The sequence below is a fragment of the Variovorax sp. MPBD4-3 genome (assembly GCF_058809745.1).
In genome coordinates this window covers 222,104-246,375 of sequence record NZ_JBXASW010000001.1, presented here as the reverse complement: position 1 = coordinate 246,375, position 24,272 = coordinate 222,104, and the positions used below count along the sequence as shown (strand labels likewise).

Annotated in this window: 23 protein-coding genes; 19 read left to right on the top strand and 4 right to left on the bottom strand. The window is 68.9% G+C overall.

What is annotated here, in order from left to right; translation table 11 throughout:
- Window positions 1-107: 107 nt before the first annotated feature.
- A complete protein-coding gene (gene chrA, locus AC1RVW_RS01055; protein ID WP_493197498.1) occupies window positions 108-1,475 on the bottom strand; it encodes a chromate efflux transporter in 1,368 nt (455 codons plus the stop codon).
- A gap of 157 nt (window positions 1,476-1,632) precedes the next feature.
- Here chrA and AC1RVW_RS01050 point away from each other — a divergent pair, with 157 nt between their 5' ends.
- From AC1RVW_RS01050 to bioD, 12 genes are all read left to right on the top strand, one after another.
- The gene (locus AC1RVW_RS01050; protein ID WP_493197496.1) at window positions 1,633-3,930 is read left to right on the top strand and encodes an ATP-dependent DNA helicase; all 2,298 of its coding nucleotides are present in this window, start codon (window positions 1,633-1,635) and stop codon (window positions 3,928-3,930) included.
- 152 nt (window positions 3,931-4,082) lie between these two features.
- Window positions 4,083-5,363: a family 16 glycosylhydrolase gene (locus tag AC1RVW_RS01045; RefSeq protein WP_493197494.1), complete on the top strand. Its 1,281-nt coding sequence runs from the start codon at window positions 4,083-4,085 to the stop codon at window positions 5,361-5,363.
- 10 nt (window positions 5,364-5,373) lie between these two features.
- Window positions 5,374-5,997, top strand: coding sequence for an alpha-ketoglutarate-dependent dioxygenase AlkB (locus AC1RVW_RS01040; protein ID WP_493197493.1), 624 nt, complete (start codon window positions 5,374-5,376; stop codon window positions 5,995-5,997).
- 136 nt (window positions 5,998-6,133) lie between these two features.
- Window positions 6,134-7,153 (top strand): acyl-CoA dehydrogenase family protein, encoded by a 1,020-nt coding sequence (locus AC1RVW_RS01035; RefSeq protein WP_493197491.1) that lies wholly within the window; start codon window positions 6,134-6,136, stop codon window positions 7,151-7,153.
- On the top strand, window positions 7,141-7,902 hold the full coding sequence (locus AC1RVW_RS01030) for a PIG-L deacetylase family protein (protein WP_493197489.1): 762 nt from the start codon (window positions 7,141-7,143) through the stop codon (window positions 7,900-7,902). Before AC1RVW_RS01035 ends, AC1RVW_RS01030 begins: the two co-directional genes overlap by 13 nt.
- Entirely contained in the window at window positions 7,899-8,504 is a 606-nt protein-coding gene (locus tag AC1RVW_RS01025; RefSeq protein ID WP_493197487.1) for a methyltransferase domain-containing protein, read from the top strand. Before AC1RVW_RS01030 ends, AC1RVW_RS01025 begins: the two co-directional genes overlap by 4 nt.
- Entirely contained in the window at window positions 8,501-9,202 is a 702-nt protein-coding gene (locus AC1RVW_RS01020) for a glycosyltransferase family 2 protein (protein WP_493197485.1), read from the top strand. Before AC1RVW_RS01025 ends, AC1RVW_RS01020 begins: the two co-directional genes overlap by 4 nt.
- A 126-nt stretch (window positions 9,203-9,328) precedes the next feature.
- Window positions 9,329-9,640, top strand: coding sequence for a plasmid stabilization protein (locus AC1RVW_RS01015; RefSeq protein WP_081270606.1), 312 nt, complete (start codon window positions 9,329-9,331; stop codon window positions 9,638-9,640).
- An 18-nt stretch (window positions 9,641-9,658) separates the two neighbouring features.
- Entirely contained in the window at window positions 9,659-10,522 is an 864-nt protein-coding gene (locus tag AC1RVW_RS01010) for an NmrA family NAD(P)-binding protein (RefSeq protein ID WP_106934564.1), read from the top strand.
- A 296-nt stretch (window positions 10,523-10,818) separates the two neighbouring features.
- On the top strand, window positions 10,819-12,201 hold the full coding sequence (bioA, locus tag AC1RVW_RS01005; RefSeq protein WP_493197482.1) for an adenosylmethionine--8-amino-7-oxononanoate transaminase: 1,383 nt from the start codon (window positions 10,819-10,821) through the stop codon (window positions 12,199-12,201).
- Window positions 12,185-13,420 carry an 8-amino-7-oxononanoate synthase gene (gene bioF, locus AC1RVW_RS01000; RefSeq protein ID WP_493197481.1) on the top strand — a complete coding sequence of 412 codons (1,236 nt, stop codon included), beginning with the start codon at window positions 12,185-12,187 and terminating at the stop codon, window positions 13,418-13,420. Before bioA ends, bioF begins: the two co-directional genes overlap by 17 nt.
- Window positions 13,417-14,166, top strand: a complete 750-nt coding sequence (gene bioD / locus AC1RVW_RS00995; RefSeq protein ID WP_493197479.1) for a dethiobiotin synthase — start codon at window positions 13,417-13,419, stop codon at window positions 14,164-14,166. Before bioF ends, bioD begins: the two co-directional genes overlap by 4 nt.
- Here the strand turns inward: bioD and AC1RVW_RS00990 are convergent.
- Window positions 14,149-15,201 carry an aldo/keto reductase gene (locus tag AC1RVW_RS00990; protein WP_285410368.1) on the bottom strand — a complete coding sequence of 351 codons (1,053 nt, stop codon included), beginning with the start codon at window positions 15,199-15,201 and terminating at the stop codon, window positions 14,149-14,151. The genes bioD and AC1RVW_RS00990 overlap by 18 nt on opposite strands.
- Before the next feature lie 229 nt (window positions 15,202-15,430).
- Between AC1RVW_RS00990 and AC1RVW_RS00985 the strand changes: the two genes are divergently transcribed.
- The 3 genes from AC1RVW_RS00985 to AC1RVW_RS00975 all read left to right on the top strand — a co-directional run bounded on the left by AC1RVW_RS00985 (window position 15,431) and on the right by AC1RVW_RS00975 (window position 18,752).
- A complete protein-coding gene (locus AC1RVW_RS00985; RefSeq protein WP_285410369.1) occupies window positions 15,431-16,432 on the top strand; it encodes an AraC family transcriptional regulator in 1,002 nt (333 codons plus the stop codon).
- 21 nt (window positions 16,433-16,453) lie between these two features.
- Window positions 16,454-17,395 (top strand): cation diffusion facilitator family transporter, encoded by a 942-nt coding sequence (locus AC1RVW_RS00980; RefSeq protein WP_285410371.1) that lies wholly within the window; start codon window positions 16,454-16,456, stop codon window positions 17,393-17,395.
- 121 nt (window positions 17,396-17,516) lie between these two features.
- Window positions 17,517-18,752, top strand: a complete 1,236-nt coding sequence (locus tag AC1RVW_RS00975; RefSeq protein ID WP_106934560.1) for an SAM-dependent methyltransferase — start codon at window positions 17,517-17,519, stop codon at window positions 18,750-18,752.
- On the opposite strand, the gene AC1RVW_RS00970 is transcribed toward AC1RVW_RS00975, so the two are convergent.
- Window positions 18,716-19,129 carry a RidA family protein gene (locus AC1RVW_RS00970; RefSeq protein ID WP_493197476.1) on the bottom strand — a complete coding sequence of 138 codons (414 nt, stop codon included), beginning with the start codon at window positions 19,127-19,129 and terminating at the stop codon, window positions 18,716-18,718. The genes AC1RVW_RS00975 and AC1RVW_RS00970 overlap by 37 nt on opposite strands.
- A 135-nt stretch (window positions 19,130-19,264) precedes the next feature.
- Between AC1RVW_RS00970 and AC1RVW_RS00965 the strand changes: the two genes are divergently transcribed.
- The gene (locus AC1RVW_RS00965; RefSeq protein ID WP_493197474.1) at window positions 19,265-20,188 is read left to right on the top strand and encodes a LysR family transcriptional regulator; all 924 of its coding nucleotides are present in this window, start codon (window positions 19,265-19,267) and stop codon (window positions 20,186-20,188) included.
- A gap of 50 nt (window positions 20,189-20,238) precedes the next feature.
- Complete coding sequence (locus tag AC1RVW_RS00960; RefSeq protein ID WP_106934557.1) at window positions 20,239-21,726, top strand: MDR family MFS transporter; 1,488 nt, start codon at window positions 20,239-20,241, stop codon at window positions 21,724-21,726.
- A gap of 16 nt (window positions 21,727-21,742) precedes the next feature.
- Here AC1RVW_RS00960 and AC1RVW_RS00955 read toward each other — a convergent pair whose 3' ends face one another.
- Complete coding sequence (locus AC1RVW_RS00955; protein WP_493197472.1) at window positions 21,743-22,177, bottom strand: GNAT family N-acetyltransferase; 435 nt, start codon at window positions 22,175-22,177, stop codon at window positions 21,743-21,745.
- Window positions 22,178-22,324: 147 nt separating this feature from the next.
- On the opposite strand from AC1RVW_RS00955, the gene AC1RVW_RS00950 reads away from it, so the two are divergent.
- Both AC1RVW_RS00950 and AC1RVW_RS00945 read left to right on the top strand, forming a co-directional pair.
- On the top strand, window positions 22,325-23,944 hold the full coding sequence (locus AC1RVW_RS00950; protein ID WP_493197470.1) for an FAD-dependent oxidoreductase: 1,620 nt from the start codon (window positions 22,325-22,327) through the stop codon (window positions 23,942-23,944).
- Window positions 23,941-24,270, top strand: a complete 330-nt coding sequence (locus AC1RVW_RS00945; RefSeq protein ID WP_081271592.1) for a 4Fe-4S dicluster domain-containing protein — start codon at window positions 23,941-23,943, stop codon at window positions 24,268-24,270. The genes AC1RVW_RS00950 and AC1RVW_RS00945 overlap by 4 nt, the downstream gene beginning before the upstream one ends.
- Window positions 24,271-24,272 lie beyond the last annotated feature (2 nt).

Below are 24,272 nucleotides of genomic sequence, written 5' to 3'. Positions count from 1 at the left end.
AACTTGTCAAGTTTTGCCGAAAAACGACGCTGGTACTGTCGGAGAAGACCTCGTCAGGGCCATTCCATGCGATTTCACGGGGGAGCAAAGCCGTCGATTCGCCCCAGCTAGACCGGGACCAGCAACGAAAGCAGCAGCCCCAGCACCGCGCAGCCACCCAGCAGCGGCAGCACCCCGACCTTGAACCGGAACAGGGCAATGGCCGCCGCCACGGCTATTGCCGCCGACATTGCGTCGAAGTGCCCGCCGAAGCCCTGCGGCCACAGCACGTGATAGGCGAAGAAGAGTGCCAGGTTCAGGATCACGCCCACCACCGCCGCGGTGATGGCGGACAGCGGCGCGGTAAACCCCAGCTTGCCGTGGGTTGCCTCGATGGCCGGGCCGCCGGCCAGGATGAAGACGAATGAGGGCAGGAAGGTGAAGAAGGTCACCACCGTGGCGGCCAGCGCACCCGCGAGCAAGAGCGAATCAGGGCCCAGCACCCGGTGCAGCCAACCCCCGACGAAGCCGACGAATGCCACGACCATGATCAGCGGGCCCGGCGTGCTCTCGCCCAGGGCCAGTCCGTCGATCATCTGCGCCCCCGACAGCCAGTGATGCTGCTCGACGGCGCCCTGGTAGACATAGGGCAGCACGGCATAGGCGCCGCCGAAGGTCAGCAACGCAGCCTTGGTGAAGAACCAGCCCATCTGCGTGAGGGTCGCGTGCAGCCCCTGGGTGGCGACAAGAACGCCCATGGCCGCGAGCCACAGGCCCAGGCCGGCGCCCAGCACCTTGAACAGACGCGAGCGCGAGAAGCGCGCGTGAGGCGGGGTGGGTGTGTCGTCGTCGATCAGCGCGGCACCGTAGCTCTGCTGGGCCGCGCCGTGCCCGCCGCCCAGCGCGAAGACGCCGGGCGCCCGTTTTGCACCGAAGTAGCCGATCAGCCCGGCCGCCAGCACGATGGCCGGAAACGGCGTGCCGAACGCGAAGATCGCCACGAAGGCCGCGGCGGCGATGCCCCACATCCATCTGTTTTTCAATGCCCGGCTGCCGATGCGATGGGCCGCATGCAGCACCAGCGCGGTGATCGCCGGCTTGATGCCGTAGAAGACGCCGGCCACCGCGGGCACGTTGCCGAAGCGGAGGTAGATCCACGACAGCGAGATCAGGATGAACAGCGAAGGCAGCACGAACAGCGCGCCGGCGACGATGCCGCCGCGGGTCCTGTGCATCAGCCAGCCGATGTAGGTGGCAAGTTGCTGTGCCTCGGGGCCGGGGAGCAGCATGCAGAAGTTCAGCGCGTGCAGAAAGCGCTTCTCGCTGATCCAGCGGCGGCGCTCGACCAACTCGGCGTGCATGATCGCGATCTGCCCGGCGGGACCGCCGAAGCTGATGAAGCCGAGCTTGAGCCAGAAGCGCAAGGCTTCGGCAAAAGTAACGGGCTGCGGGGGCGCGGAAGGCGCCAGGGTTGCGTCGGGCAGGGCAGTGTCCACGGAATGCTCCGTCGAGGGTCTCCAGCGCTTGGACGGGACACCGTCTTGCTTTGCAGGCCGGGAGGCTGTTTTCCCGGTGCGGCATCGTAGCAGCCCCAGGAGTGGTCCTTGCTTGCGGCAGGCGATAACATCTGTATATCCATCCAGTTGTTTCGCAATGGACTCCGAAACCCTCCATCCGGTCGCGCATACCGTCTCCGTCAAGGCCCTGTGCGCCTTCGGCGCGAAGGCGGGCGACCTCGACCTTCGCTTCGTGCCCGCGCCCAGCGCGCTCGAAGGCATGGCCGGCCATGCGCTGGTGCAGCACCGGCGCGGCGGCGACTATGAATGCGAGGTCGGGCTCGAAGCCACCTGCGGCGGCGTGCATGTGCGCGGCCGTGCCGACGGCTATGAATTCCACAAGGCAAAGGTGGAAGAGATCAAGACCTTCCGCGGCGACTTCGACGCCATCCGCGGCAACCACCGCGCGCTGCACTGGGCGCAGGCCCGCACCTACGGCTGGATGCTTTGCGAGCGGGACGGCCACGACGAGATGACCGTCGCGCTGGTCTATTTCGACATCGCTACAGGCGACGAGACCGTGCTGGAGGAGCACCACACCCGCGAGGCACTGCGCGAGCACTTCGAGCTGCTGTGCGGCCGCTATGCCGCCTGGGCCGAAAGCGAAGCCGCGCACCGCGCCGCGCTGGACGGCACGCTGGCCGCGCTTGCGTTTCCGTACGGCAGCTTTCGCGCCGGCCAGCGCGAACTGGCGGAGGCCGTCTATCGCGCGGGCGCCGGCGGGCGCTGCCTCATGGCGCAGGCGCCCACCGGCATCGGCAAGACGCTGGCCACCATCTTCCCGCTGCTGAAGGCGCGTGCCGCCCGCAGGATCGACAAGCTGTTCTTCCTCACGGCCAAGACTTCGGGCCGGCCGGTGGCGCTCGATGCGCTGCGCGTGCTCGACAAGGGGCGCGGCCAGGGCCGGCTGCGCGTGCTCGAACTCGCTGCGCGCGAAAAAGTCTGCGAATACCCCGACCGCGCCTGCCACGGCGACGCATGCCCGCTCGCCAAGGGCTTCTACGACAGGCTGCCCGCCGCGCGCGAGCAGGCCGCGCAGGTTGCGTGGCTCGACCGCCAGGCGCTGCGCGACATCGGCCTCGCGCACGATGTCTGTCCCTATTTCCTCGCGCAGGAAATGGCGCACTGGGCCGACGCCATCGTCGGCGACTACAACTACTACTTCGACAGCAGCGCCTTTCTCTACGCCACCATGCGCGAGGCCGACTGGCGCGCCGCCGTGCTGGTGGACGAGGCCCACAACCTGCTCGAACGCGCACGCGGCATGTATACCGCCGAGCTCGACGGCGGCGCGCTGGAGGAAGCCCACCGCGTGGCCCCGGCCGTGTTGCGCGGCCCGCTGGCCCGCGTGTTCCGCGAGTGGGACACGGTTCAGCAGTCGCAGCAGGCCGACTACGAAACCGGCGACGAGATCCCCGAGCGCTTTCTTCGCACCCTGCAGGCGGCCAACACCGCCATGGCCGAGCACTTCGCGGCCACGCCCGACGCCTCGCAGGGGCCGCTGCAGCGCTTTTTCTTCGACGCGCTGCATTTCGCGCGGCTGGCCGAGGCTTTCGGCGACCACTCGGTGTTCGAGCGCACGCTGGGCGCCACGCAGCAGGCACGCAGGCTGGCAATCCGCAACCTGGTGCCGGCGCCGTTCCTGCAGGGGCGCTTCGTGGAGGCGGCATCGGTCACCTGTTTCTCGGGCACGCTGTCGCCCTTCGAGTTCTACCGCGACGCCCTCGGCCTGCCCGAAGACACCGCGCTGCTCGACGTGGCCTCGCCGTTCCACAGCGCGCAACTGCGCGTCGAGGTGGCCATGGACGTGTCGACGCGCTTTCGCGACCGCGCGGGCTCGCTGCGCAATGTGGCGGACATCATCGGCGCGCAGTTCGAGCGCCTGCCGGGCAACTACCTCGCGTTCTTCAGCAGCTTCGACTACCTGGAGAAAGCCTGCGCCGCCTTCTCGATGCGGCATCCCGGCGTGCCGGTGTGGACGCAGACCCGCGGCATGCGCGAGGCCGAGCGCCACGGCTTCATCGCGCGCTTCGAGGAAGGCGGGCAGGGCATCGGCTTCGCGGTGCTGGGCGGTGCGTTCGGCGAAGGCATCGACCTGCCGGGCAGCCGGCTCATCGGCGCCTTCGTGGCCAGCCTGGGGCTGCCGCAATACAACGAGCTCAACGAGATCACCCGCGAGCGCATGCAGGCGCGCTTCGGCAAGGGCTACGAGTACACCTACCTCTACCCGGGCCTGCAGAAGGTGGTGCAGGCCGCCGGCCGCGTGATCCGCACCGAGGAAGACCGGGGCGTGCTGCATCTGCTGGACGACCGCTTCGCGCGCGCCGAAATCCGCGACCTGCTGCCGCGCTGGTGGCACGTGCGAATGGCCGGGGATGCAGATGGCGCGCAATGAATTAAGCCGCTGTTGATATTCAGGCTTTCCCATTGAAATGGAATTAACTCCGAATTAAAACTGACGAGACATTCTTGCAATCTGCTTCCTGTCGATGCCTTATTCGATGCTTAAACTCGATATGGGAATTTTCAACAGCAGGATTGTCTTTAATGAAATCAATTGAATTGATTAGCAAATCGTTAGTTGCGGAAAGCTCGCGCAGGAATTTCTTGCAAATGGGTGCGCAGACCGCAACGGTGTTCCTGGGAGGCTCGGCGCTGGCTGGTTGCGGGGGCGGCGGCTCGAGCAGCGGGCCGACGGCGGGCGTGGGAAATCTGCTCCCTCCTGCCACCCATCCGTCCGGCAACGACTCGTCACCGCCGGCAACTGGCTCATCCGTTGAAAACCAGCCGACATCTCACGGCGTCGCCACGACGGCCGAGGATTTCTCGCCCACGGCGACGAGCCCGACCATTCAATCGTTCTCACCGTCTGCCGAGGTCGTCGGCAAGGCGATTGTTATCACCGGTTCCAGGTTCGATTCAACCGCCTCCGTGAGCTTCGGAGCCGTATCGGCACCGCAATTGCGCGTGGACTCGGCAACGCAGATCTCCGTCACCGTGCCCGCGTCGGCCACCAGCGGCCCCGTCATTGTTCGAACGACGGGGGGAGCGGTGCGGTCCAGCGCGCACTTCGCGGTATTGACCGCGCCCACCCCGGCAACCGGCTATCGGCTCACCTGGCATGACGAGTTCGACGGCACCGGCGTGGACGGCCAAAAGTGGCGGATGGTCAATGAAAAGCGGGACAACGCGCAGCAGACGCCCAGGGCCATCGATGTCGCCGACGGCATCGTGACGATCTCGACCTACACGGGCGCAGGCACGCACTACACGGGCTGGCTGGATACGAACAAGGACCCGGGCTGCAAATTCACCTTCGGATATATCGAGGCGCGCGTTCGGTTCGTGAACGCTCCGGGGCAGTGGTCCGCGTTCTGGCTCATGTCCGACAGCAACAGGGCGTACACGCCGGAAAATCCGGCCGCTGGCGTTGAAATCGACATCATCGAGCACCGTGCGGTCGGGGCAAACAATGTGGGTGATTTCAGCAACCGGCATTCGAGCGCGGTGCATTGGAATGGCTACAAGGAGGAAGAGAAGAAGAGCGCACGCAGCGGCGTGAAGCCGCTCCCGGTGGGAGAGTCCTTTTCCGAATGGCATACGGCAGGGGTGCTCTGGACTCCGGATAAATATCAGTTCTTCCTTGACGGAAAGCAGTTCTGGGAGACCTCCGAAGGGATTTCGCAAAGCCCCGAATACATCCTGCTGACCACCGAGATCAGGGACCAGGACTGGGCGGGCAATATTCCCCCGGAAGGCTATGGCAAGCGAGGCGAAAGCTCCAATCCGGTCATGCAGGTTGATTGGGTCCGCCTCTGGCAACCATGACTGAAGGCACATGACAAGGAAGACGCGCACTGCCAGACGCCTCGAGCACGCCGCCCAGCCCGACCTGTTCGGCGAGGCGCCGGCGGCGGCCGTCGAGGGCCTGCGCTACGAGCGCGACTTCCTGTCGCTTGCCGAAGAGGCCGAACTGCTGGGCATCGTGCAGGGCCTGCCGCTCAAGGAGATGCGCTACAAGGAATACACGGCGCGGCGCCGGGGCACCAGCTTCGGCGGAAGCTATGACTTCGGCACCAACCGCCTCGAGCCTGGCCCGCAGCTGCCGGAAGCACTGCACCCGCTGCGCGCGAAGGTCGCCGCGTGGGCCGGCATCGCGCCCGAAGACCTCGGCCACATGCTGATCGCCGAGTACCGCCCCGGCACGCCGCTCGGATGGCACCGCGACGTGCCCGACTTCGAGGACATCATCGGCGTCTCGCTGCACAACGACGCGGTGATGCAGTTCAGGCCCTACGTGCCGGGCGCACCGGCCTCGGGGCCGGCCGCGCTCGAGTTCCTGATCGAGCCGCGCTCGGTGTACCTGCTGCGCGGGCCGGCGCGCTGGGCATGGCAACACGCCATTGCACCGACTGAGGCGCTGCGCTACTCCATCACCCTGCGAACGCGTAGAGCACGCTGACCACGCGCAACCGGCGGGGGCGCAGAACAGGGCCTGCGCACAGACCGACGAAGAGGCCGAGCGGCAGCCAAGCTCCTACAGGCGCCGGTGCTGAGCGCCGACGGGTCGGCGCGCGAGGCTTTTCTAAGGTTGGGAAATGTTCGATTCAGACCCCGCCGATGCCCTTGCCTCCCTCACGCTCCGGCATGGCCGCGATCTGGGGCTGAAGCATCTGGTCGGCGCGGGCGTCGACGTGCTGCCGCTGCCCGGCGGCGGCCAGACCCTCGCGCGCTGGCGCGTGCTGGCGGCGGTCGCGGCGCACGATCTCTCGCTCGTCAAGCTCTTCGAGGGCCACACCGACGCGCTCGCCATCCTGGCCGAGCTCGGCGGCGTGCCTGCCGTTCCGCCGGGCGCGCGCTGGGGCACGTGGTGCGCCGAGCCGCCCGATGCGCGCGTCGTTTTCGAAGCGGCTGAAGGCGGGCGCGATCTGCGGGTGAACGGCACCAAGGCCTGGTGCTCGGGCGCGGCCAGCGTCACGCATGCGGTTGTCAGCGGCTGGAATACGGAAGGCCAACCGTGCCTGGCCGCGGTCGCGATGGACCAGCCCGGCGTCCGCGTGACCGGCGAAGGCTGGCATGCCGTCGGCATGGCCGCGAGCGCCAGCGTGGATGTGCGCTTCGACGACGCGCGGGCCGTGCTGGTCGGCCAGCCCGGCGACTACACGCGGCGCCCGGGCTTCTGGCAGGGCGGGGCGGGCATCGCCGCCTGCTGGTTCGGCGGCGCGCTCGGCATCGCCCGGCGGGTTCGCGAATCCACCGGGCCGAAGGCCGATGCTCACCGGCTGGCCCATCTGGGCGCCATGGAGGTCGCGCTCGGCGGCGCCGCTGCATTGCTGCGCGAATCCGCCGAATGGATCGACCGCCATCCGCGAGACAACGCGCAGCGCGTCGCGATGCGGGTCCGGCTCGCTGTGGAGCGGGCTGCGGAAGAACTCATGCACCACGCCGGGCGGGCGGTGGGCGCCGGCCCGCTGTGCCGTGAACCGAAGTTCGCGCGTGCCATGGCCGATCTGCCGGTGTTCCTGCGCCAGAGCCATGCCGAGCGCGACCTCGCGGCGCTGGGCCAGTCGATCATCACCAGCAACACCGAAGAGGGAACGTCGCCATGGACGCTGTAGAAAGCCGCGCCATCCGCGGCGAAGGCACGACCGAAGCCGAATGGCGCAACTGGCCCGGCCTGGCGGGCCTGCCCACGGTCGCGCCGCACGATCTGGTTCCCGCGGGTTCGCGCGCGGTCGTGGTCGCGCCGCACCCTGATGACGAGGTGCTGGCCGTCGGTGGCCTGCTCGCGCAACTTGCCGACAGCGGCACGCCGGTGGAAGTGATCGCCGTGACCGACGGCACCGCCAGCCATCAGGAGTCCACCGAATGGCCACCCGAGCGGCTCGCGCAGGCCCGCCCGCGCGAGAGCCTGAGGGCGCTGCATCGCCTGGGTCTGGCCGGCATCGAGCCCACCCGGCTGGGCATGCCCGATGGCGGCCTGAAGGCGCAGCGGGCGGTGCTCGCGGCGCGCCTGGTGTCGCTGCTGCGGCCACGCGACGTGGTCTTCACCACCTGGCGCCACGACGGCCACCCCGACCACGAAGCCACTGGCGAGGCCTGTGCCATGGCTGCGGCGAGCGCGGGCGCGCGGCTGGTCGAAGTACCGGTCTGGGGCTGGCATTGGTCGCACCCCGGCGATGCGCGTATGCCGTGGCAGCACGCCTTTCGCCTGTTGCTCAGCGAGGAAGCCGTGCGCCGCAAGCGCGCGGCGGTACAGGCCTTCACCAGCCAGCTGCGCAGTGACGCGTCCACCGGTTCCGGCCCGGTGCTGCGCGAAACCACCGTGCAACGCGCCGCGCGGCCTTACGAGGTGGTGTTCCTGTGACCGATGGACAGCGCCCCTATTTCGACGCGCTCTATGCGCACAGCAACGACCCGTATGCGCTGCGCGACCGCTGGTATGAAGCCCGCAAGCGCGCCGTGCTTCTGGCCGCGCTGCCGCGGCAGCACTACGCCAAGGCCTATGAACCCGGCTGCGGCGCCGGCGAACTCACACATGCGCTCGCGGCACGCTGCGGGCAACTGCTGGCGAGCGATTTTTCCGACCGCGCGGTGCAGATCACGCAAGAGCGCACCCGCGAATTGACCAACGTGCGTGTCGAACAGCACGCGCTGCCCGGCGATTGGCCAAGCGCCGCCGGCCCCTTCGACCTGATCGTGCTCAGCGAAGTCGGCTACTTCCTGCAGCGCGCGGACATGCAGCGCGTGGCCGAGTGCTGCAAAGCCTCGCTGGCCGCGGACGGCACGCTGGTGGCCTGCGACTGGCGGCCCGGCTTCGAGCAGCGAAGCCTGCCGACGGACGAGGTGCACGGCATCCTGGGCGCGCTCGGCCTCGCACGCCTCGTGCTTCACGAGGAAGACGATTTCGTGCTGCATGCATGGGCACGCGACGGTCGCTCGGTGGCGCAGCGCGAGGGCATCCGGTGATCGGCGTCATCATTCCCGCGCACAACGAATGCGAACGGCTGGGCGCCACGCTGGCCGCCGTCTGGGTCGCAGCGCGGCACGAATCGCTGTGCGGCGAGCCGGTCGGCGTGATCGTGGTGCTCGACAGCTGCACCGACGGCAGCGAGCGCATCGCGGAGCAGCACCGCGTGGCGCGGCTGGCGCTCGACGTGCGCAACGTCGGCATTGCGCGTGCCCGTGGTGCCGAGCTGTGCATCGAGGCCGGCGCGCGCTGGCTGGCCTTCACCGATGCCGACACCGTGGTCGCCCCCGACTGGCTGGCGATGCAACTGGCCGAAAACGCCGATGCGGTGTGCGGCTGCGTCAGCGTGGACGACTGGAGCGTGCTCGGCGCCGAAGGCGAGCGGGCGAGGGCGCATTTCGACAGCCGCTACACGCATGCCGACAATCACCGGCATGTGCACGGCGCCAACCTCGGCGTGGCGGCCGAGGCCTATCGCCGTGCCGGCGGCTTCGCGCCGCTGGCCTGCAGCGAGGACGTGGCGCTGGTCGAGGCGTTGGAGGCCAGCGGTGCGCGCATTGCCTGGAGTGCCGGCCCGCGCGTCACCACCAGCGCGCGCACCGATGCGCGTGCGCGCGGCGGCTTCGGCGACACGCTGCTGGCCATGGTGGCTTCGCTGGCAGCACCGGTGCCGCTGCTCGCCGGCACGCCGGCGTGAGTGGCCTGCTGACGCGCCCTTGACACAAGACAGACAGCGCTTACGCGAGGCGCTTGCGTCTTCTTACCCGCACGGCCGCTTGCATCTCCAGCATCGAAAGCTCCTCAACCTTGCAGGAGCAGCAACATGCCAAGAGGCGACAAGTCGTCCTATTCGGACAAGCAGAAGCGGCAGGCCGAGCACATCGAGGAAGGCTACGAACATCGCGGCGTCGGCAAGGCCGAAGCCGAGCGCCGCGCCTGGGCCACGGTGAACGCCGAGACCGGCGGCGGAAAGAAGTCGGGCTCGGGCCGTGGCAAGGCCGAGAACCACGCGCCGGCGCGCAAGGGCGGCCGGCTGGGTGGCGCCGCCGCGGCGCACCGCACGGCGGCCGAGCGTTCCGCCTCGGCCAGGAAAGCCGCCGCCACCCGCAAGCGCAACGCCGAGAAGCGCGGCTGAGCGTCCGGGGCGCTGGCGATGCACATCATTCTTGGCGCGACGGGACACGTCGGCTTGGCGCTAGCGCAGGCCTTGCTCGGGCGCAACGAGCCCGTCACCGTGCTGACGCGTGATGCGAGCAAGACCGAGGCGCTGCGCCGCAAGGGCGCGCGCGTGGCGGAAGTCGACGTGTTCGACACGCCCGCGCTGCACCGTGTGTTCCAGGGCGCCAAGAGAATCTTCGTGCTGAACCCGCCGGCGCCCCCGTCCACCGACACGGTCGCCGAGGAACGCCGCAGCTTGCGCGCCATCCTGGCCGCGCTCGAGGGCTGCAGGCCAGAGAAGATCGTTGCCGAATCGGTGTATGGCGCGCAGCCCGGCGAAGGCATTGGCGACCTCGGCGTGCTCCACGAGATGGAACAGGCGCTGCAGGCCGGGCCGGTGCCGTTCAGCGCGTTGCGCGCGGCCTACTACATGAGCAACTGGGACGCGTCGCTCAAGACCGCGCGCGAAGAGGGCAAGGTGCACACCATGTACCCGCCGGATTTCACGCTGCCGATGGTCGCGCCGCACGATCTGGGCGAGTTCGCTGCAAAGCTGATGCTGGGGCCGGCCGAGTCTTCGGGGCCGCACCATGTCGAAGGGCCGGCGCGCTACTCGTCGGCCGACGTGGCGGCGGCTTTCGCAGAGGCCCTGGGGCGGCCGGTGGAGGCAGTGCAGACGCCGCAGGCGCAATGGGTGCCGGCATTCGAGGCGCTGGGCTTTTCGAACGCCGCGGCCAGGTCTTATGCGGCGATGACGCGCATCACGCTCGAAAACAGGTTCGCGCCGCAGCGGCCGGAGTGCGGCGCGATCACGCTGGCGGGCTACATCACCGCGCTGGTCAGAAAAAGCCCAGGTTAGCGATGTCGGCAACGCGCCAATCGCGTGGCCGAAAATCGCGGAAGCGGCTCTGTCGCTCGCGCGAATCGGACATTCCACAGCGTTCTCTGGCGGCAGCCTGACAACTTGCAACGAGCCCGCATGCTGGCTCGCTTGCACGATGCGGTTGTCTTGCGCGACGTTGACTCCAACGCGCGTTCTACCCCTGTCAACATCGCCCAACACACCGTCTTGTCACGCCCTCGAAGCCTGTTTGCCCGCGGCGTAACGCCTCTATACGATCCCGCGCCTCAGTCCCTCTCCAAAGGAATGCACGGGTGCCCTCGACGACCGATTTCTCTTCCGGCAATGCCGGCTGGCAGCAACGCAGCCGGCGCCATGTGTGGCACCCATGCACCCAGAGCATCCGGCTCGAAGCCGCGCCGCCGCTGCCCATCGCGCGCGGCCAGGGCGTCTGGCTGTTCGACCACGAAGGCAGGCGCTACATGGATGCGACCAGCTCATGGTGGGTCAACCTGTTCGGCCATGCGCATCCGGCCATCAATGCCGCGCTGAAGGCACAGCTCGACACGCTGCCGCACGTGATGCTCGCGGGCTGCACGCATGCGCCGGCGGTGGAACTGGCCGAGCGCCTGTCGGCGCTCACGGGCCATGCGCTGGGCCATTGCTTCTATGCGTCCGACGGCGCTTCGGCGGTGGAGATCGCGCTGAAGATGAGCTTCCATGCCTGGCGCAATGCCGGTCGTGGCGGCAAGCAGCGCTTCGTGGCGCTGCGCCAGGGCTACCACGGCGAGACCCTGGGCGCGCTGCACGTGACCGACGTGCCGGTGTTCCGCGACGCCTACGCGCCGCTGCTCGCGAACGCGCACCTCGTCGCCTCGCCGGATGCGCGCAGCGCGTTGCCGGGCGAAAGCCCCGCCGACGTGGCGCGCCGCGCAGCTGCCGAACTTGAGGCTTTGCTGGCCGCGCACCACGACGGCATCGCCGCCGTCATCCTCGAGCCGCTGGTGCAATGCGCCGCCGGCATGGCGATGCACGACCCCGAATACCTGCGCCGCGTGCGCGCGCTGTGCGACCGTCATGAGGTGCACCTGATCGCCGATGAGATAGCGGTCGGCTGCGGCCGCACCGGCAGCTTCTTCGCCTGCGAGCAGGCCGGCATCTGGCCGGACTTCCTGTGCCTGTCGAAGGGCATCAGCGGCGGCTACCTGCCGCTCGCGCTGGTGATGACGCGCGACGACATCTACGCGGGCTTCGTCGACGACGACGCGGCGCGCAGCTTTCTGCATTCGCACTCGTACACCGGCAACGCGCTGGCCTGCCGCGCGGCGCTGGCCACGCTCGACCTGTTCGACAGCGAAGACGTGTTGCGGCGCAACCGCGCCCGTGCCGCGCGCCTGCTGCAAAGGCTGCAGGATGGGCTCGAAGGCTTGCCGGTCGATCACCTGCGCCAGCAGGGCCTGATCACCGCGTTCGACGTGCGCGAGCCGGGCGCGCGCTTCGCCGAACGGTTCCACATGGCCGCGCGCGGCCACGGGCTGTTGATGCGCCCGATCGGCAACACCGTTTACCTGATGCCGCCGTATGCCATCGACGACGGCGAGATCGACCTGCTGGTCGACGGCACGCTGGCCACGCTGAAGGCGGTAGCGGCCACCGGTGCACAGCAAGAAGGAGCCCGCGATGTCGCGCTTGCTTGACCGCCTGCAAGGCGAGATCGATGCGCTCGACGCGCAATCGCTGCGCCGCCGCCGCCAGGTCGCCGAGACCGCCTGCGCGCCCCGGCAGACGCTCACGCTGCACGGTGCCTCGGCGCCGCGCACCATGCTCGGCTTCAGCAGCAACGACTACCTGGGCCTTGCCGCGCATCCCGCACTGGCGGCGGCCTGGGCCGAAGGCGCTGCGCTGTACGGCACCGGCAGCGGCGGTTCGCACCTGATCCTGGGCCATTCGCGCGCGCATGCGCAACTCGAAGAGCGGCTCGCCGGGTGGATGGCACCGTTCATCCCCGAGGCGCGCAGCCTGTTCTTCTGCACCGGCTACATGGCCAACCTCGCGGTGCTGTCGGCGCTGGGCGGTGCGGAGGCGGTGATCTTCTCGGAGGCGCTCAACCACGCCTCGCTGATCGACGGCGCGCGCCTGGCCAAGGCCCGCGTCGAGCGCTATCCGCATCGCGACGTTGCCGCGCTCGACGCGCAGCTCGGCGCCTGCGATGCGCCGGTCAAGCTCATCGTGAGCGACGCGGTGTTCAGCATGGACGGATGCATCGCGCCGGTGGCCGGACTGCTGGCGCTGGCCGAGCGGCACGACGCTTGGCTGGTGCTCGACGATGCGCACGGCTTCGGCGTGCTGGGCGCCACCGGGCGCGGCGTGCTCGAAGCCATGGGCTTGCGCTCCGAGCGGCTGGTGCTGGTGGGCACGCTGGGCAAGGCGGCGGGCGTGGCGGGCGCCTTCGTGGCGGCGCACCGCACCGTCGTCGACTACCTGGTGCAGCGCGCGCGGCCCTACATCTTCACCACGGCCGCGCCGCCGGCCGTCGCGCATGCCTTGCTCGCGAGCCTTTCATTGATCGAAGGCGATGAGGGCGACGAGCGGCGCGGCCGGCTGCAGGCCCGCATTGCGCAGCTGCGGCAGGGGCTGGCCGGGGTGCTGCCCCGCGATGGCGGCGCGTGGCTGCCGCCGTCGCCCACGGCGATACAGCCGCTGATCGTCGGGGACAACGCACGCGCGATGCGCACGATGGCGCTGCTCGATACGCAGGGCCTGCGCGTCGGCGCGATCCGCCCGCCCACCGTGCCCGAGGGCACCGCGCGGCTGCGCATCGCGCTGTCGGCCAGCCACACGGAGGCCGACGTGGCACGGCTGATCGACGCAACGGGGCAGGCGCTCGCGCAGCAGCCTTGCAAGGAGGCCGCATGACGCCGCGCCGCTGGTTCGTCACGGGCACCGACACCGGCATCGGCAAGACGCTGGTCAGCAGCGCGATGCTGAGCCTGCTGGCCGGCTCGGGCCTGCGCGCTGTCGGCATGAAGCCGGTGGCCGCGGGCCTGGAGCAGATCGGCGACGGGCAATGGCACAACGAGGACGTCACGCGCCTGCACGAGGCCGGCAACGTCGACGCGCCGCTGGCGTTGCGCTGCCCTTACCTGCTGCGCGCGCCCATGTCGCCGCACCTCGCGGCCAGGGAAGAGGGTGTGCGCATCGCGCTGCAGCCGCTGCTGTCGGCCTTTGCGCAACTGTCGGCGCGCGCCGATGCGGTGGTGGTCGAGGGTGTGGGCGGCTTCTGCGTGCCCTTCGGCGACGACCTGGACAGCGCCGACCTCGCGGTGGCGCTGGGCTTGCCGGTGATCCTCGTGGTCGGGCTGCGGCTGGGCTGCCTCAACCATGCGCTGCTGACAGCCGAGGCGATCCGCGCGCGCGGGCTGGTGCTCGCGGGCTGGGTGGCCAGCCTGGTCGATCCGCTGATGCTCGCGCCGCAGGCCAACCTGCAGACGCTGCGGGCCCGGCTCGGCGCGCCTTTGCTGGGCATCGTGCCGCACCTGGCGCAGGCCGATGCCGCACAGGCGGCCCGCCACATCGACCTGCGTGCCCTGCGCGCGACGGCGGCGCACGCCGCGCGCCTTGCCGCCGTGCAAGCGCCGGAAGCCTCAGCCGCGCCGGCCTGATTCCGCCAGCCGCTTGGCCCGCGCGCCGCCCTGGCGCTCGAGCATCCAGCCGGGGTACTCGGCGGGCAGCGCGCTCACCTTGTCCAGCGTGGCCAGTTCGTCGGGTGTCAGCTTGATGGCGGTGGCGGCGATGTTGTCGTCCAGCTGCTCGACGCGCTTGGCGCCGATGATCACGCTGGTCACCACCTGCTGGTGCAGCAGCCATGCCAGCGCGATCTGCGCCACCGACACCTTGCGGCCCTCTGCCAGCTCGCGCATCGCGTCGATGCAGTCGTAGGCGCGGTCGATGTTCACCGGCGGAAAGTCGAAGGTGGCGCGGCGGCTGCCTTGCTCCGCCTCGATGTCACGGCCGAACTTGCCGCTCAGCAGGCCGCCCGCCAGCGGGCTCCAGACCATCAGGCCGACGTTCTCGCTGCGCAGCATGGGCGCCAGTTCGCGTTCCAGGTCGCGCCCGGCGATGGTGTAGTACGCCTGCAGCGACTCGAAGCGCGCCAGCCGGTCGCGCTCGGCGATGCCCAGCGCCTTGGCGATCTGCCAGGCCGCCCAGTTCGACACGCCCACGTAGCGCACATGGCCGTGGCGCACGAGGGTGTCGAGCGCATGAACCGTCTCCTCGATGGGCGTGAGCGGGTCGAAGCCGTGGATCTGGTACAGGTCGATATGGTCCAGCTGCAGCCGCTTCAGGCTGGCCTTGACGCCGTCCATGATGTGAAAACGCGAGGCGCCGGCCGAGTTGACGCCCTTGCTGCCGGTCTCGCCCAGCACCTTGGTCGCCAGCACGAAGCTGTCGCGCGGCAGCTTGAGGTTTTTCAGGGCCTGGCCGGTGATCTGCTCCGACAGCCCTTCGGAGTACACGTCCGCCGTGTCGATGAAGTTGATGCCGGCGTCCAGCGCGCGGCCGATGAGCCCTTCGGCCTCGGACTGCTGCAGGTTGCCGATCTGGCCCCAGATGCCGGAGGAGCCGCCGAAGGTCATGGTGCCCAGGCACAGTTCCGACACCAGGAGGCCGGTGCGGCCGAATTTGCGGTATTGCATGGCGTGATTCCTTTGCGTTGAAGGCGCTCCGGTACCGGTCGGCCCGGGGCGACAGCAAAAAGTATCCGGCCGCGGACCCCGGCGAGGCGAGCGCGTTCCTGCAAAGTATTTGCCTGATTCTCCAGACCTCTTTTGCGGTGCGTGCGAATTTCCGGGCGGGGCGCTAAGCTGCAAACCGCTCATTCCTCCACGGCCGCCGCGCGGCCCCCATCGCGACAAGGCCCTGAACATGTCCGACGAAACACCCCAAATCAACGCCGTGGTCGGCCAGCCGGCCCAGCCCATGCCGCTCGAACCCGAGATCGACGAAGCCCGCAAGGAACTGGTGGCGCTGCTCAAGCACGTCATGGGCGGGCAGGACGGCACCGTCGTCACCGCCGTGCCCGGCCTGCATGTGTTCTGCATCAGCAAGCCCGAAGGCCCCAAGCACGCGTTCGCGTCCCCGGCGCTGGGGCTGATCGCGCAGGGCTCCAAGCGCATCATCGTGGGCGACGACATCTATGTGTACGACCCCATGCACTACCTGGTGACCTCGGTCGACCTGCCGGTGTGCGGCCAGGTGCGCGTGGCCAGCCACAACGAACCCTACCTGGGGTTGCGGCTGGAACTGGCGCTGGACGACATCGGCGAGCTGATTCGCGACGAGAAGCTGCCCGCCAAGGCCAACGCGCCGGCATCGCGGGGCATGTATGTCAACCGCATCGCCATGCCCGTGCTGGAGCCGGTGCTGCGCCTGCTGCGGCTGCTGGACACGCCGGAGGACGTGCCGATCATGGCGCCGCTCATCAAGCGCGAGATCATGTACCGCCTGCTGGTGAACGGCGAAGGCGCGCGGCTGCGGCAGATCGCGCTGCAGGACAGCCACACCCAGCGCATCGCCAAGGCCATCAGCGCGCTGCGCGTGAACTACGCGCAGTCGTTGCGGGTGGAGGACATGGCGCGCGCGGTGCACATGAGCGTGTCGTCGTTCCACCATCACTTCAAGGCCGTCACCGCCATGAGCCCGCTGCAGTACCAGAAGCAGCTGCGGCTGCAGGAGGCGCGCCGGCAGATGCTGATCGCCGGCGCCGACGTGGCCTCGGCCGCACACGCCGTGGGCTACGAAAGCCCGTCGCAGTTCGCGCGCGAGTACGGCCGCATGTTCGGCGCGCCGCCGCTGCGCGACAAGCGCCGCTGGCTCGGCGAAGCGGGCAACGACGCGCTCGCCGCGGCCTCCATGGAAGCGGCATGACGCGCGCGGCCGGTTCGCTTCATGGCTGAGTCGAAGGTCGCGATCTACGGCGCCATCGGCGCGAACGTTGCGATCGCCATCACCAAGTTCGTGGTGGCGGGCATCACCGGCAGCTCGGCCATGCTGTCCGAAGGCATCCACTCGGCCGTCGACACTTTCAACGGCGTGCTGCTGCTGGTGGGGCTGCGGCTGAGCAAGCGGCCTGCCACGCAGGAGCATCCCTTCGGGCACGGCAAGGAGCTGTATTTCTGGAGCCTGATCGTCGCGGTGCTGATCTTCGGGCTGGGCGGCGGCGTGTCGTTCTTCGAAGGCATACAGCACATCCGCCACCCCGAGCCGATGCGCGACCCGACCTGGAACTACGTGGTGCTCGCGGCCGCGGCGCTGTTCGAGGGCACGAGCTTCTTCATCGCGCTGAAGGAGTTTCGCGCGCAGGCACGCGGACAGCCCTTCTGGCAGGCGCTGGACCGCAGCAAGGACCCGACCACCTACACCGTGCTGGCCGAAGACTCCGCCGCGCTGGCGGGGCTGGCGGTGGCGGCGCTGGGCATCTACTTCAGCCACTCGCTCGGCATGCCCGAGCTCGACGGCGTGGCGTCGGTGGTCATCGGCGTGCTGCTGGCGGGCGTGGCGGTGTTCCTCATCCGACAGGCGCGCGGGCTGCTGATCGGGGAGGGCATCCGGCCGGAGACGGCGCGCGCCATCCGCGCCATCGCCATGGAGCAGCCGGGCGTGGAAGACGTGGGCCACGTGCTGTCGATGTACATCGGCGCCGACGAGGTGCTGGTGGTCGTCGACGTCAACTTCAGGGACGACACACAGACCGGCGCCGCCGCCGATGCCGTCGCGGCCATCGAGCGGCAGGTGCGCGCGCGGTTCCCGATGATCAAGCGCATCTTCATCGAGGCGAGCGACGCGCCGGCGCCCGACAAGGCAACGCAGGGAAAGGCGGGCGCCTTCTAGCACTTGCCGCAATTTCTTGCGTCGTCACGACCATGCAGGATTCACGAGATTTCGCTATTGTTCTGGCCGCTGCAGCAGCCCGCTCATTCGAACGGGGGAACCCAACAACACGGAGAAATGCATGCTTTGGGAAAAGAAGCTGGCGCAGTGGAGCGCCGGTGTCCGCGCACGCGCCAACCTGCCGGCGCGGCTCACCTTGTGGGACGGACAGTCCTTCGACTTCGGCAACTTCAGCGGGCCCGCGGTCACGCTGCACGTCAAGTCGCCCGCCGCGCTGTCGCTGATGCTGCAGCCCACGCTCGACAACCTCGGCGAGGCCTACGTCAAGAGCAAGATCGACATCGAGGGCAAGCTCAGCGACGTCATCGACATCGCCTACGGGCTCGCCAGGACCTCCATCGACAAGCCCGGCGGCGCGCTGCAGAACATGGCGCGCTACTTCACGCACACCAAGTCGTCGGACAGGAAGTCGATCCAGTACCACTACGACGTGTCGAACGCCTTCTACCAGCTGTGGCTCGACCCGAACATGGTGTATTCATGCGCCTACTTCGAGAACGGCGACGAAGACCTCGCGACCGCGCAGCTCAAGAAGATCGACCACATCCTCACCAAGATCCAGCTCAAGCCGGGCCAGACCCTGCTGGACATCGGCTGCGGCTGGGGTGCGCTGGTGATCCGCGCGGCGCAGAAGTTCGGCGCGCGCTGCGTGGGCGTGACGCTGTCGCAGAACCAGTTCGACCTGGCCAATGAGCGCGTGAAGGCCGCGGGCCTGGAAGACCGCATCGAGATCCGCCTGCAGGACTACCGCGACGTGACCGGCCAGTTCGACCGCATCACCAGCGTCGGCATGTTCGAGCACGTGGGCCGCAAGAACCTGCCCGATTACTTCAAGCGCGTGCAGCAGCTGCTGGCCGACGACGGCGTGGTCATGAACCACGGCATCACCTCGTCGGACCCGGAGGGCGGCGGCGTGTCTTATGGCGGCGGCGACTTCATCGACCGCTACGTGTTCCCGAACGGCGAGCTGCCGCACATCAGCCTCGCGCTGCAGGCCATGCAACAGGGCGGGCTCGAGGCCTTCGACGTCGAGAACCTGCGCCGCCATTACGCGCAGACGCTGCGCTGCTGGAGCGACGCCTACGAGGCCAACGCAGCCAAAGCCCGCGAACTCGTCGACGAAGAAAAATTCCGCATCTGGCGCGTCTACCTCGCGGGCTGTGCCTATGCCTTCGAGAACGACGACGTGGCGATCTACCAGATCGTCGGGCGCAAGGCGGGCAGGGCGGCGAAGACGCTGCCCTGGTCGCGGCGCTACATCTACGACAACACCTCGGCACTGAGCGCCGGGAGCTGAGCGATCACCTTGATCTCGAACTGGAAGCCGTAGAGCCAGGTCACGCCGATGCCCGTCAGCGTGGGGTGGGGCGCTTCGCCCCAGTATTCGGGCACCAGCTTCCAGATTTTCTCGAAGTTCTTTTCGGGGTCGACGATGAAGACGGTCACGTCGACCACGTCGTCGAAGGTGCAGCCCGCGGCGGCCAATACCGCGTTCAGGTTGCCGAAGGCGCGGTGCACCTGCGCCTCCAGTTCCGGCTCGGGCGAGCCGTCCTCGCGGCTGCCCACCTGCCCGGAGACGAACAGGAAGCCGTTGGCGCGCACCGCCGGCGAATAGCGGTTCTTTTCATAGAGCGCCTGGCGCCCGGGCGGGAAAACGACGTCGCGTTGGGCCATGGGTTGCTTTCTTCCTGCTTTGAGTGATGACGATGAAGGGACTTTAGGCAGCCCCGCCGTTCCGATAAACGGGCAAGGCCAACAATCACTGTTTGGTAAACCCAAACAATCCCGGATCCGACAGGAGCAGCGCACATGGACCGTTTCGATGCGATGCAGGCGTTCGCCCGCGTGGTGGAAGCAGGCAGCTTCACCAGGGCGGCCGACACGCTGCACATGAGCAAGACCACCGTGACCCAACTGGTGCAGCAGCTCGAAGCGCGGCTGCGCGTGAAGCTGCTCAACCGCACCACGCGCAAGGTCAACGTCACGGCCGACGGCGCGGCCTACTACGAGCGCGTGGTGCGCCTGCTGGCCGACATGGACGATGCCGAGACCAGCCTGTCGGACGCCTCGGCATCGCCAAGGGGCCGGCTGCGGGTGGACGTGCCCAGCCCGCTGGCACGCATGATCCTGGTGCCGGCGCTGCCGGCCTTTCATGCGCGCTACCCCGACATCCAGCTCGACATGGGCGTGAGCGACCGCATGGTGGACCTGATCGGCGAGAAAGTTGATTGCGTGGTGCGCGGCGGCGAACTCGCCGACCGGTCGCTGATGGCGCGCCGCGTGGGCGACCTGCGGCTCGGCGTGTATGCAGCGCCGGCCTACCTGGAACGTGCCGGCATGCCGGCGCATCCGCGCGAGCTGGAAGACACGCATCACCGCATCGTGGGCTTCCTGTGGTCGCGCGACGGCAAGACTTTTCCGTATGCGATGCATCGCGAAGAAGGCGACGAGCGCATCGAGGTGCAGGGCCGCTACGTGCTCTCGGTCGACGACGGCAATGCCTACCTCGCGGCCGGCCTGGCCGGGCTGGGCGTGCTCTGGCTGCCGGACTACATGGCCGATGGGCACCTGGCCAGCGGCGAACTCGTGCCGCTCTTCCAGGACTGGCGTCTCGACCCGATGCCGCTGTACCTGGCGTTTCCGCCCAACCGGCATGTCAGCGCCAAGCTGCGCGTCTTCATCGACTGGGTGGCCGAGCTGATGGCGCGGCACGCGCCCGTGATGCGGCCCTGAGAGCTTGAGCTGCGGACAGGGGCTCGTGCCGTCTATAGCATCCACCGCTCATGACATCTCCATCAAGAACAACAAGACGCCCCCTGGTCATCGCGTCGATCATGGCTTCCATGGCCATGGTGGCCATCGAAGCGACCATCGTTTCCACCGTGATGCCGCAGATCGCCTCGGAGCTGGGCGGCCTGCACCTGTACAGCTGGGTGTTCGCATCCTTCCTGCTGGCGCAGACCGCGATGACGGTGGTGTTCGGCAAGCTCTCCGACCTGTACGGGCGCAAGCCCATCATGTTCGTGGGCATCGCGGTGTTCGTCATCGGCTCGGTGCTGGCGGGCTTCGCGTGGTCGATGCCCGCCATGATCTGCTTCCGGCTGATCCAGGGCATCGGCGCCGGCGCCATCCAGCCCGTGTCGCTCACCATCGTGGGCGACCTGTACCCGGCGCGCGAGCGCGGCAAGGTGCAGGGCTACCTGGCCAGCGTGTGGGCGGTGTCGGCGGTGGTGGGGCCGATGATCGGCGCGCTCATCGTGCAGAAGCTGTCGTGGGCCTGGATCTTCTGGGTCAACGTGCCCATCGGGCTGGCCGCCGCCGCGGGTTTCTGGCTCTACCTGCACGAGGCGCCGACCGTGCGGCGCTCGTCCATCGACATCGTGGGCGCGGTGCTGTTCACCATCGGCATCGCGGCGCTGATGATCGCGCTGACCGACTTCGGCATCGGCGACACCGGCAGCGCGGTGCTGTGGACGGCGGTGTTCGCCGTCACGCTAGTGCTGTTCGTGATGCAGGAGCGCCGCGCCGCCGACCCGATGGTGTCGCTCAAGCTGTGGGGCGCCCGCATCATCGCCACAGTGAACGGCGCGGCCATGCTGGGCGGCATGGTGCTGATCGGCATCACCACCTTCCTGCCGATGTATGTGCAGGTGGTGCTGCAGCGCTCGTCGGTCACCGCAGGGCTCACGCTCACCATGGTGATGCTGGGCTGGCCCATCGGTGCGACGCTGACCTCGCGCACCTTCCACCGCATCGGCCTGTGGCGCATGGTGCTGATCGGCGGGGCGCTCATTCCGGTGGGCACGGCGGCGTTTGCGCTGCTGTCGGCCAACAGCACGCCACTGCTGGCGGCGGTCGGCTCCTTCATCATGGGGCTGGGCATGGGGGTGATGAGCCTGGCCTCGCTCATCCTCATCCAGGAAGCGGTGGACGTGGCGCAGCGCGGCGTGGCCACGGCGTCGAACGTGTTCTCGCGCAACCTCGGCAGCGCGCTGGGCGCGACCTTCTTCGGGGCGGTCTTCAACTTCGGCCTCACGCGCGGCGATGGCGCCATGGCCTTCACCGACGACCAGCTGCGCCTGCTCCTGCAGGGCTCGCACGGCACGGCCGCAACGGACGCGGGCATCCGCCTGGCGCTGGGCGGCTCGCTGCACCTGACCTTCGTGACGATGCTGGTCGTAAGCCTGGGCGTGGTCGCGCTGGCATTGCTGCTGCCCAAGGAAGGGCTGGAGAGCCACGCGATCGGGGCCGGCAAGCCCGCGCCGAAGTAGCCTGGGCCGGGGCGGCTCAGGCGGGCGCGGCCACCAGCCGCTTGCGCATGAGCTGCAGGTAGTAGCCCGGCGCGTAGTCGTCGATGCGGGCGTAGTCCTCGTAGCCGTGCTTCAGGTAGAAGCCGCGCGCCTGCCACTCGAAGGTGCCCAGCTTCGCGTTTTTCGCGCCCAGCGCCATGCCCTGGCGCTCGGCGTCGGCCAGCAGCCGGCTGCCCAGGCCGGTGCCGCGCATGTCTTCTTCGACGAACAGCACGTCGATGTCGAGCCAGTACAAAAACACATACGCGCGCAGGCCGCCGACCAGCCGGCCGGACTCGTCCCGCGCATTGATGCGCACGTACTGCTGCTCGGGGTACTCGCCGACGAAGCCGTAGTTGAAATGGCGCAGCTTGCGGCCGAGTTCACCGGAGCGGAGCTCTTCGTCGGTGGGTGTCGAAAACGTGATGTTCATGGCGGCCGGGTCCCGATGGCTGTTGCGGATGCGGAGGCGGCATTCTGCCCATCCCCGGCTGCCGCATATCGATGCGCGCTTTCCTTCTTTGTCTCCCGCGCCCCCCGTTGATACGGTCACGCCTTTGCATTTGCGGGGCGAGAGACCATGGGCGCGAGAGATTTCAAGAGGCAGGCTCTGTCGGGCGCCGACGGGGCCATCCAGCATCATGCCGACGTGCTGGTGATCGGTGGCGGCCCGGCCGGTGCCTGGGCCGCGGTGAGCGCGGCGGCGCAGGGCGCGCGCGTGCTGCTGGCCGACAAGGGCTTTTGCGGCACCTCTGGCGCCACCGCGCCTTCGGGCACCGGGCTCTGGCATGTGTCGCCGGACGGCAAGGCGCGCGAGGAGGCCAAGGCCAGCCGCTATGCCATGGGCGGGCAGCTGGCCGAGCATGCGTGGATGGACCGCGTGCTCGCGCAGACCTGGGACAACGTCGAACGCCTCAAGGACTGGGGCTATCCGTTCCCGGCCGACGACCAGGGCACGCTGCGCTGCACCTCGCTGCAGGGGCCCGAATACATGCGGCTGATGCGCAAGCGGGTGAAGGAATCGGGCGCGCGCATTCTCGACCACAGCCCGGCCCTGGAACTGCTGGTGGACGAGCACGGCACCGTCTGCGGTGCCACCGGCGTGAACCGCCAGACCGGCGACACCTGGGTGGCGCGCACCGGGGCGGTGGTCATCGCTACCGGCGGCTGTGCATTCCTGAGCCGTGCGCTGGGCTGCAACGTGCTCACCGGCGACGGCCAGTTGATGGCCGCCGAGGCCGGCGCCGCGCTGTCGGGCATGGAGTTCTCCAACGCCTACGGGTTGGGGCCGGCGTTTTCGTCGGTCACGAAATCGCTCTTCTACAACTGGGCGACCTTCTACACGGCCGACGGCGTGGCCATCGAGGGCGCGGGTTCGTCGAAGGGGCGCGGCGTGATCGCGCAGACGCTGCAGTCGCAGCCGGTGTTCGCCTGCCTCGACCGCGCCGACGCGCAGATCCGCGCCTGGATGCGCACCGCGCAGCCCAACTTCTTCGTGTCGTTCGACCGGCAAGGCATCGACCCGTTCAGCCAGCACTTTCCCGTGACGCTCCGGCTCGAAGGCACGGTGCGCGGCACGGGCGGGCTGCACCTGGTCGACGACTCCTGCGCGACCTCGGTGCCCGGCCTCTATGCAGCCGGCGACGCGGCCACGCGCGAGCTGATCTGCGGCGGCTTCACCGGCGGCGGCAGCCACAACGCGGCCTGGGCGCTGTCGTCCGGCTTCTGGGCCGGCGCGGGCGCGGCGGTTTTCGGTCGCGATGCACGCGCCGGGCTGGCGCAGCGCACCGCGTTGCGCGCTGGCGGCGTCGCGCTGGCCACGCGCGGCGCCTCGCAGTTCGACAGCGCGGAGGTGGTACGCGCGGTGCAGGCCGAAGTCTTTCCCTACGAGCGCAACTGGTTCCGCGAAGGCGACGCATTGCGCGACTCGCTCGGCCGGCTCGATGCCCTCTGGGCGCGGCTGCGCACCAGCGCGCCCGCCGCCACCGCCACCGAGGCGGTGCGCGCACGCGAGGCCGCGGCCATGCTGGCCACCTCGCGCTGGATGTACCGCAGCGCGCTGCAGCGCACCGAAACGCGCGGCATGCACCGGCGCCGCGAACATGGCGTGATCGACCCCGCGCAGCGCCATCGCCTGCTCAGCGGCGGGCTCGACGAGGTATGGGTCCAGCGCCAGGCCGTGCAGGAGGTTTCCGCATGATCGAAGTCGTGAGTGCCGAGCGCTGCACCGCCTGCAACATCTGCGTGAATGCCTGCCCGACCAACGTGTTCGAGGCCGTGCCCGGCGCGCCGCCGCGCATCGCGCGCCAGGACGACTGCCAGACCTGCTTCATGTGCGAGCTCTACTGCCCGGAAGACGCGCTGTACGTCGCGCCGATTGCCGACCGGGGCGCCACCGCCGAAGAGCGCGGCGCCGCGGCCGAGTCCCTCATGGGCAGCTACCGCAGCGCCATCGGATGGGGCAGGGGACGCGAGTCGACCGCCTCCGCCGACGCGAGCTTCGAACTGCTGCGCCGCGCGCACTGAGC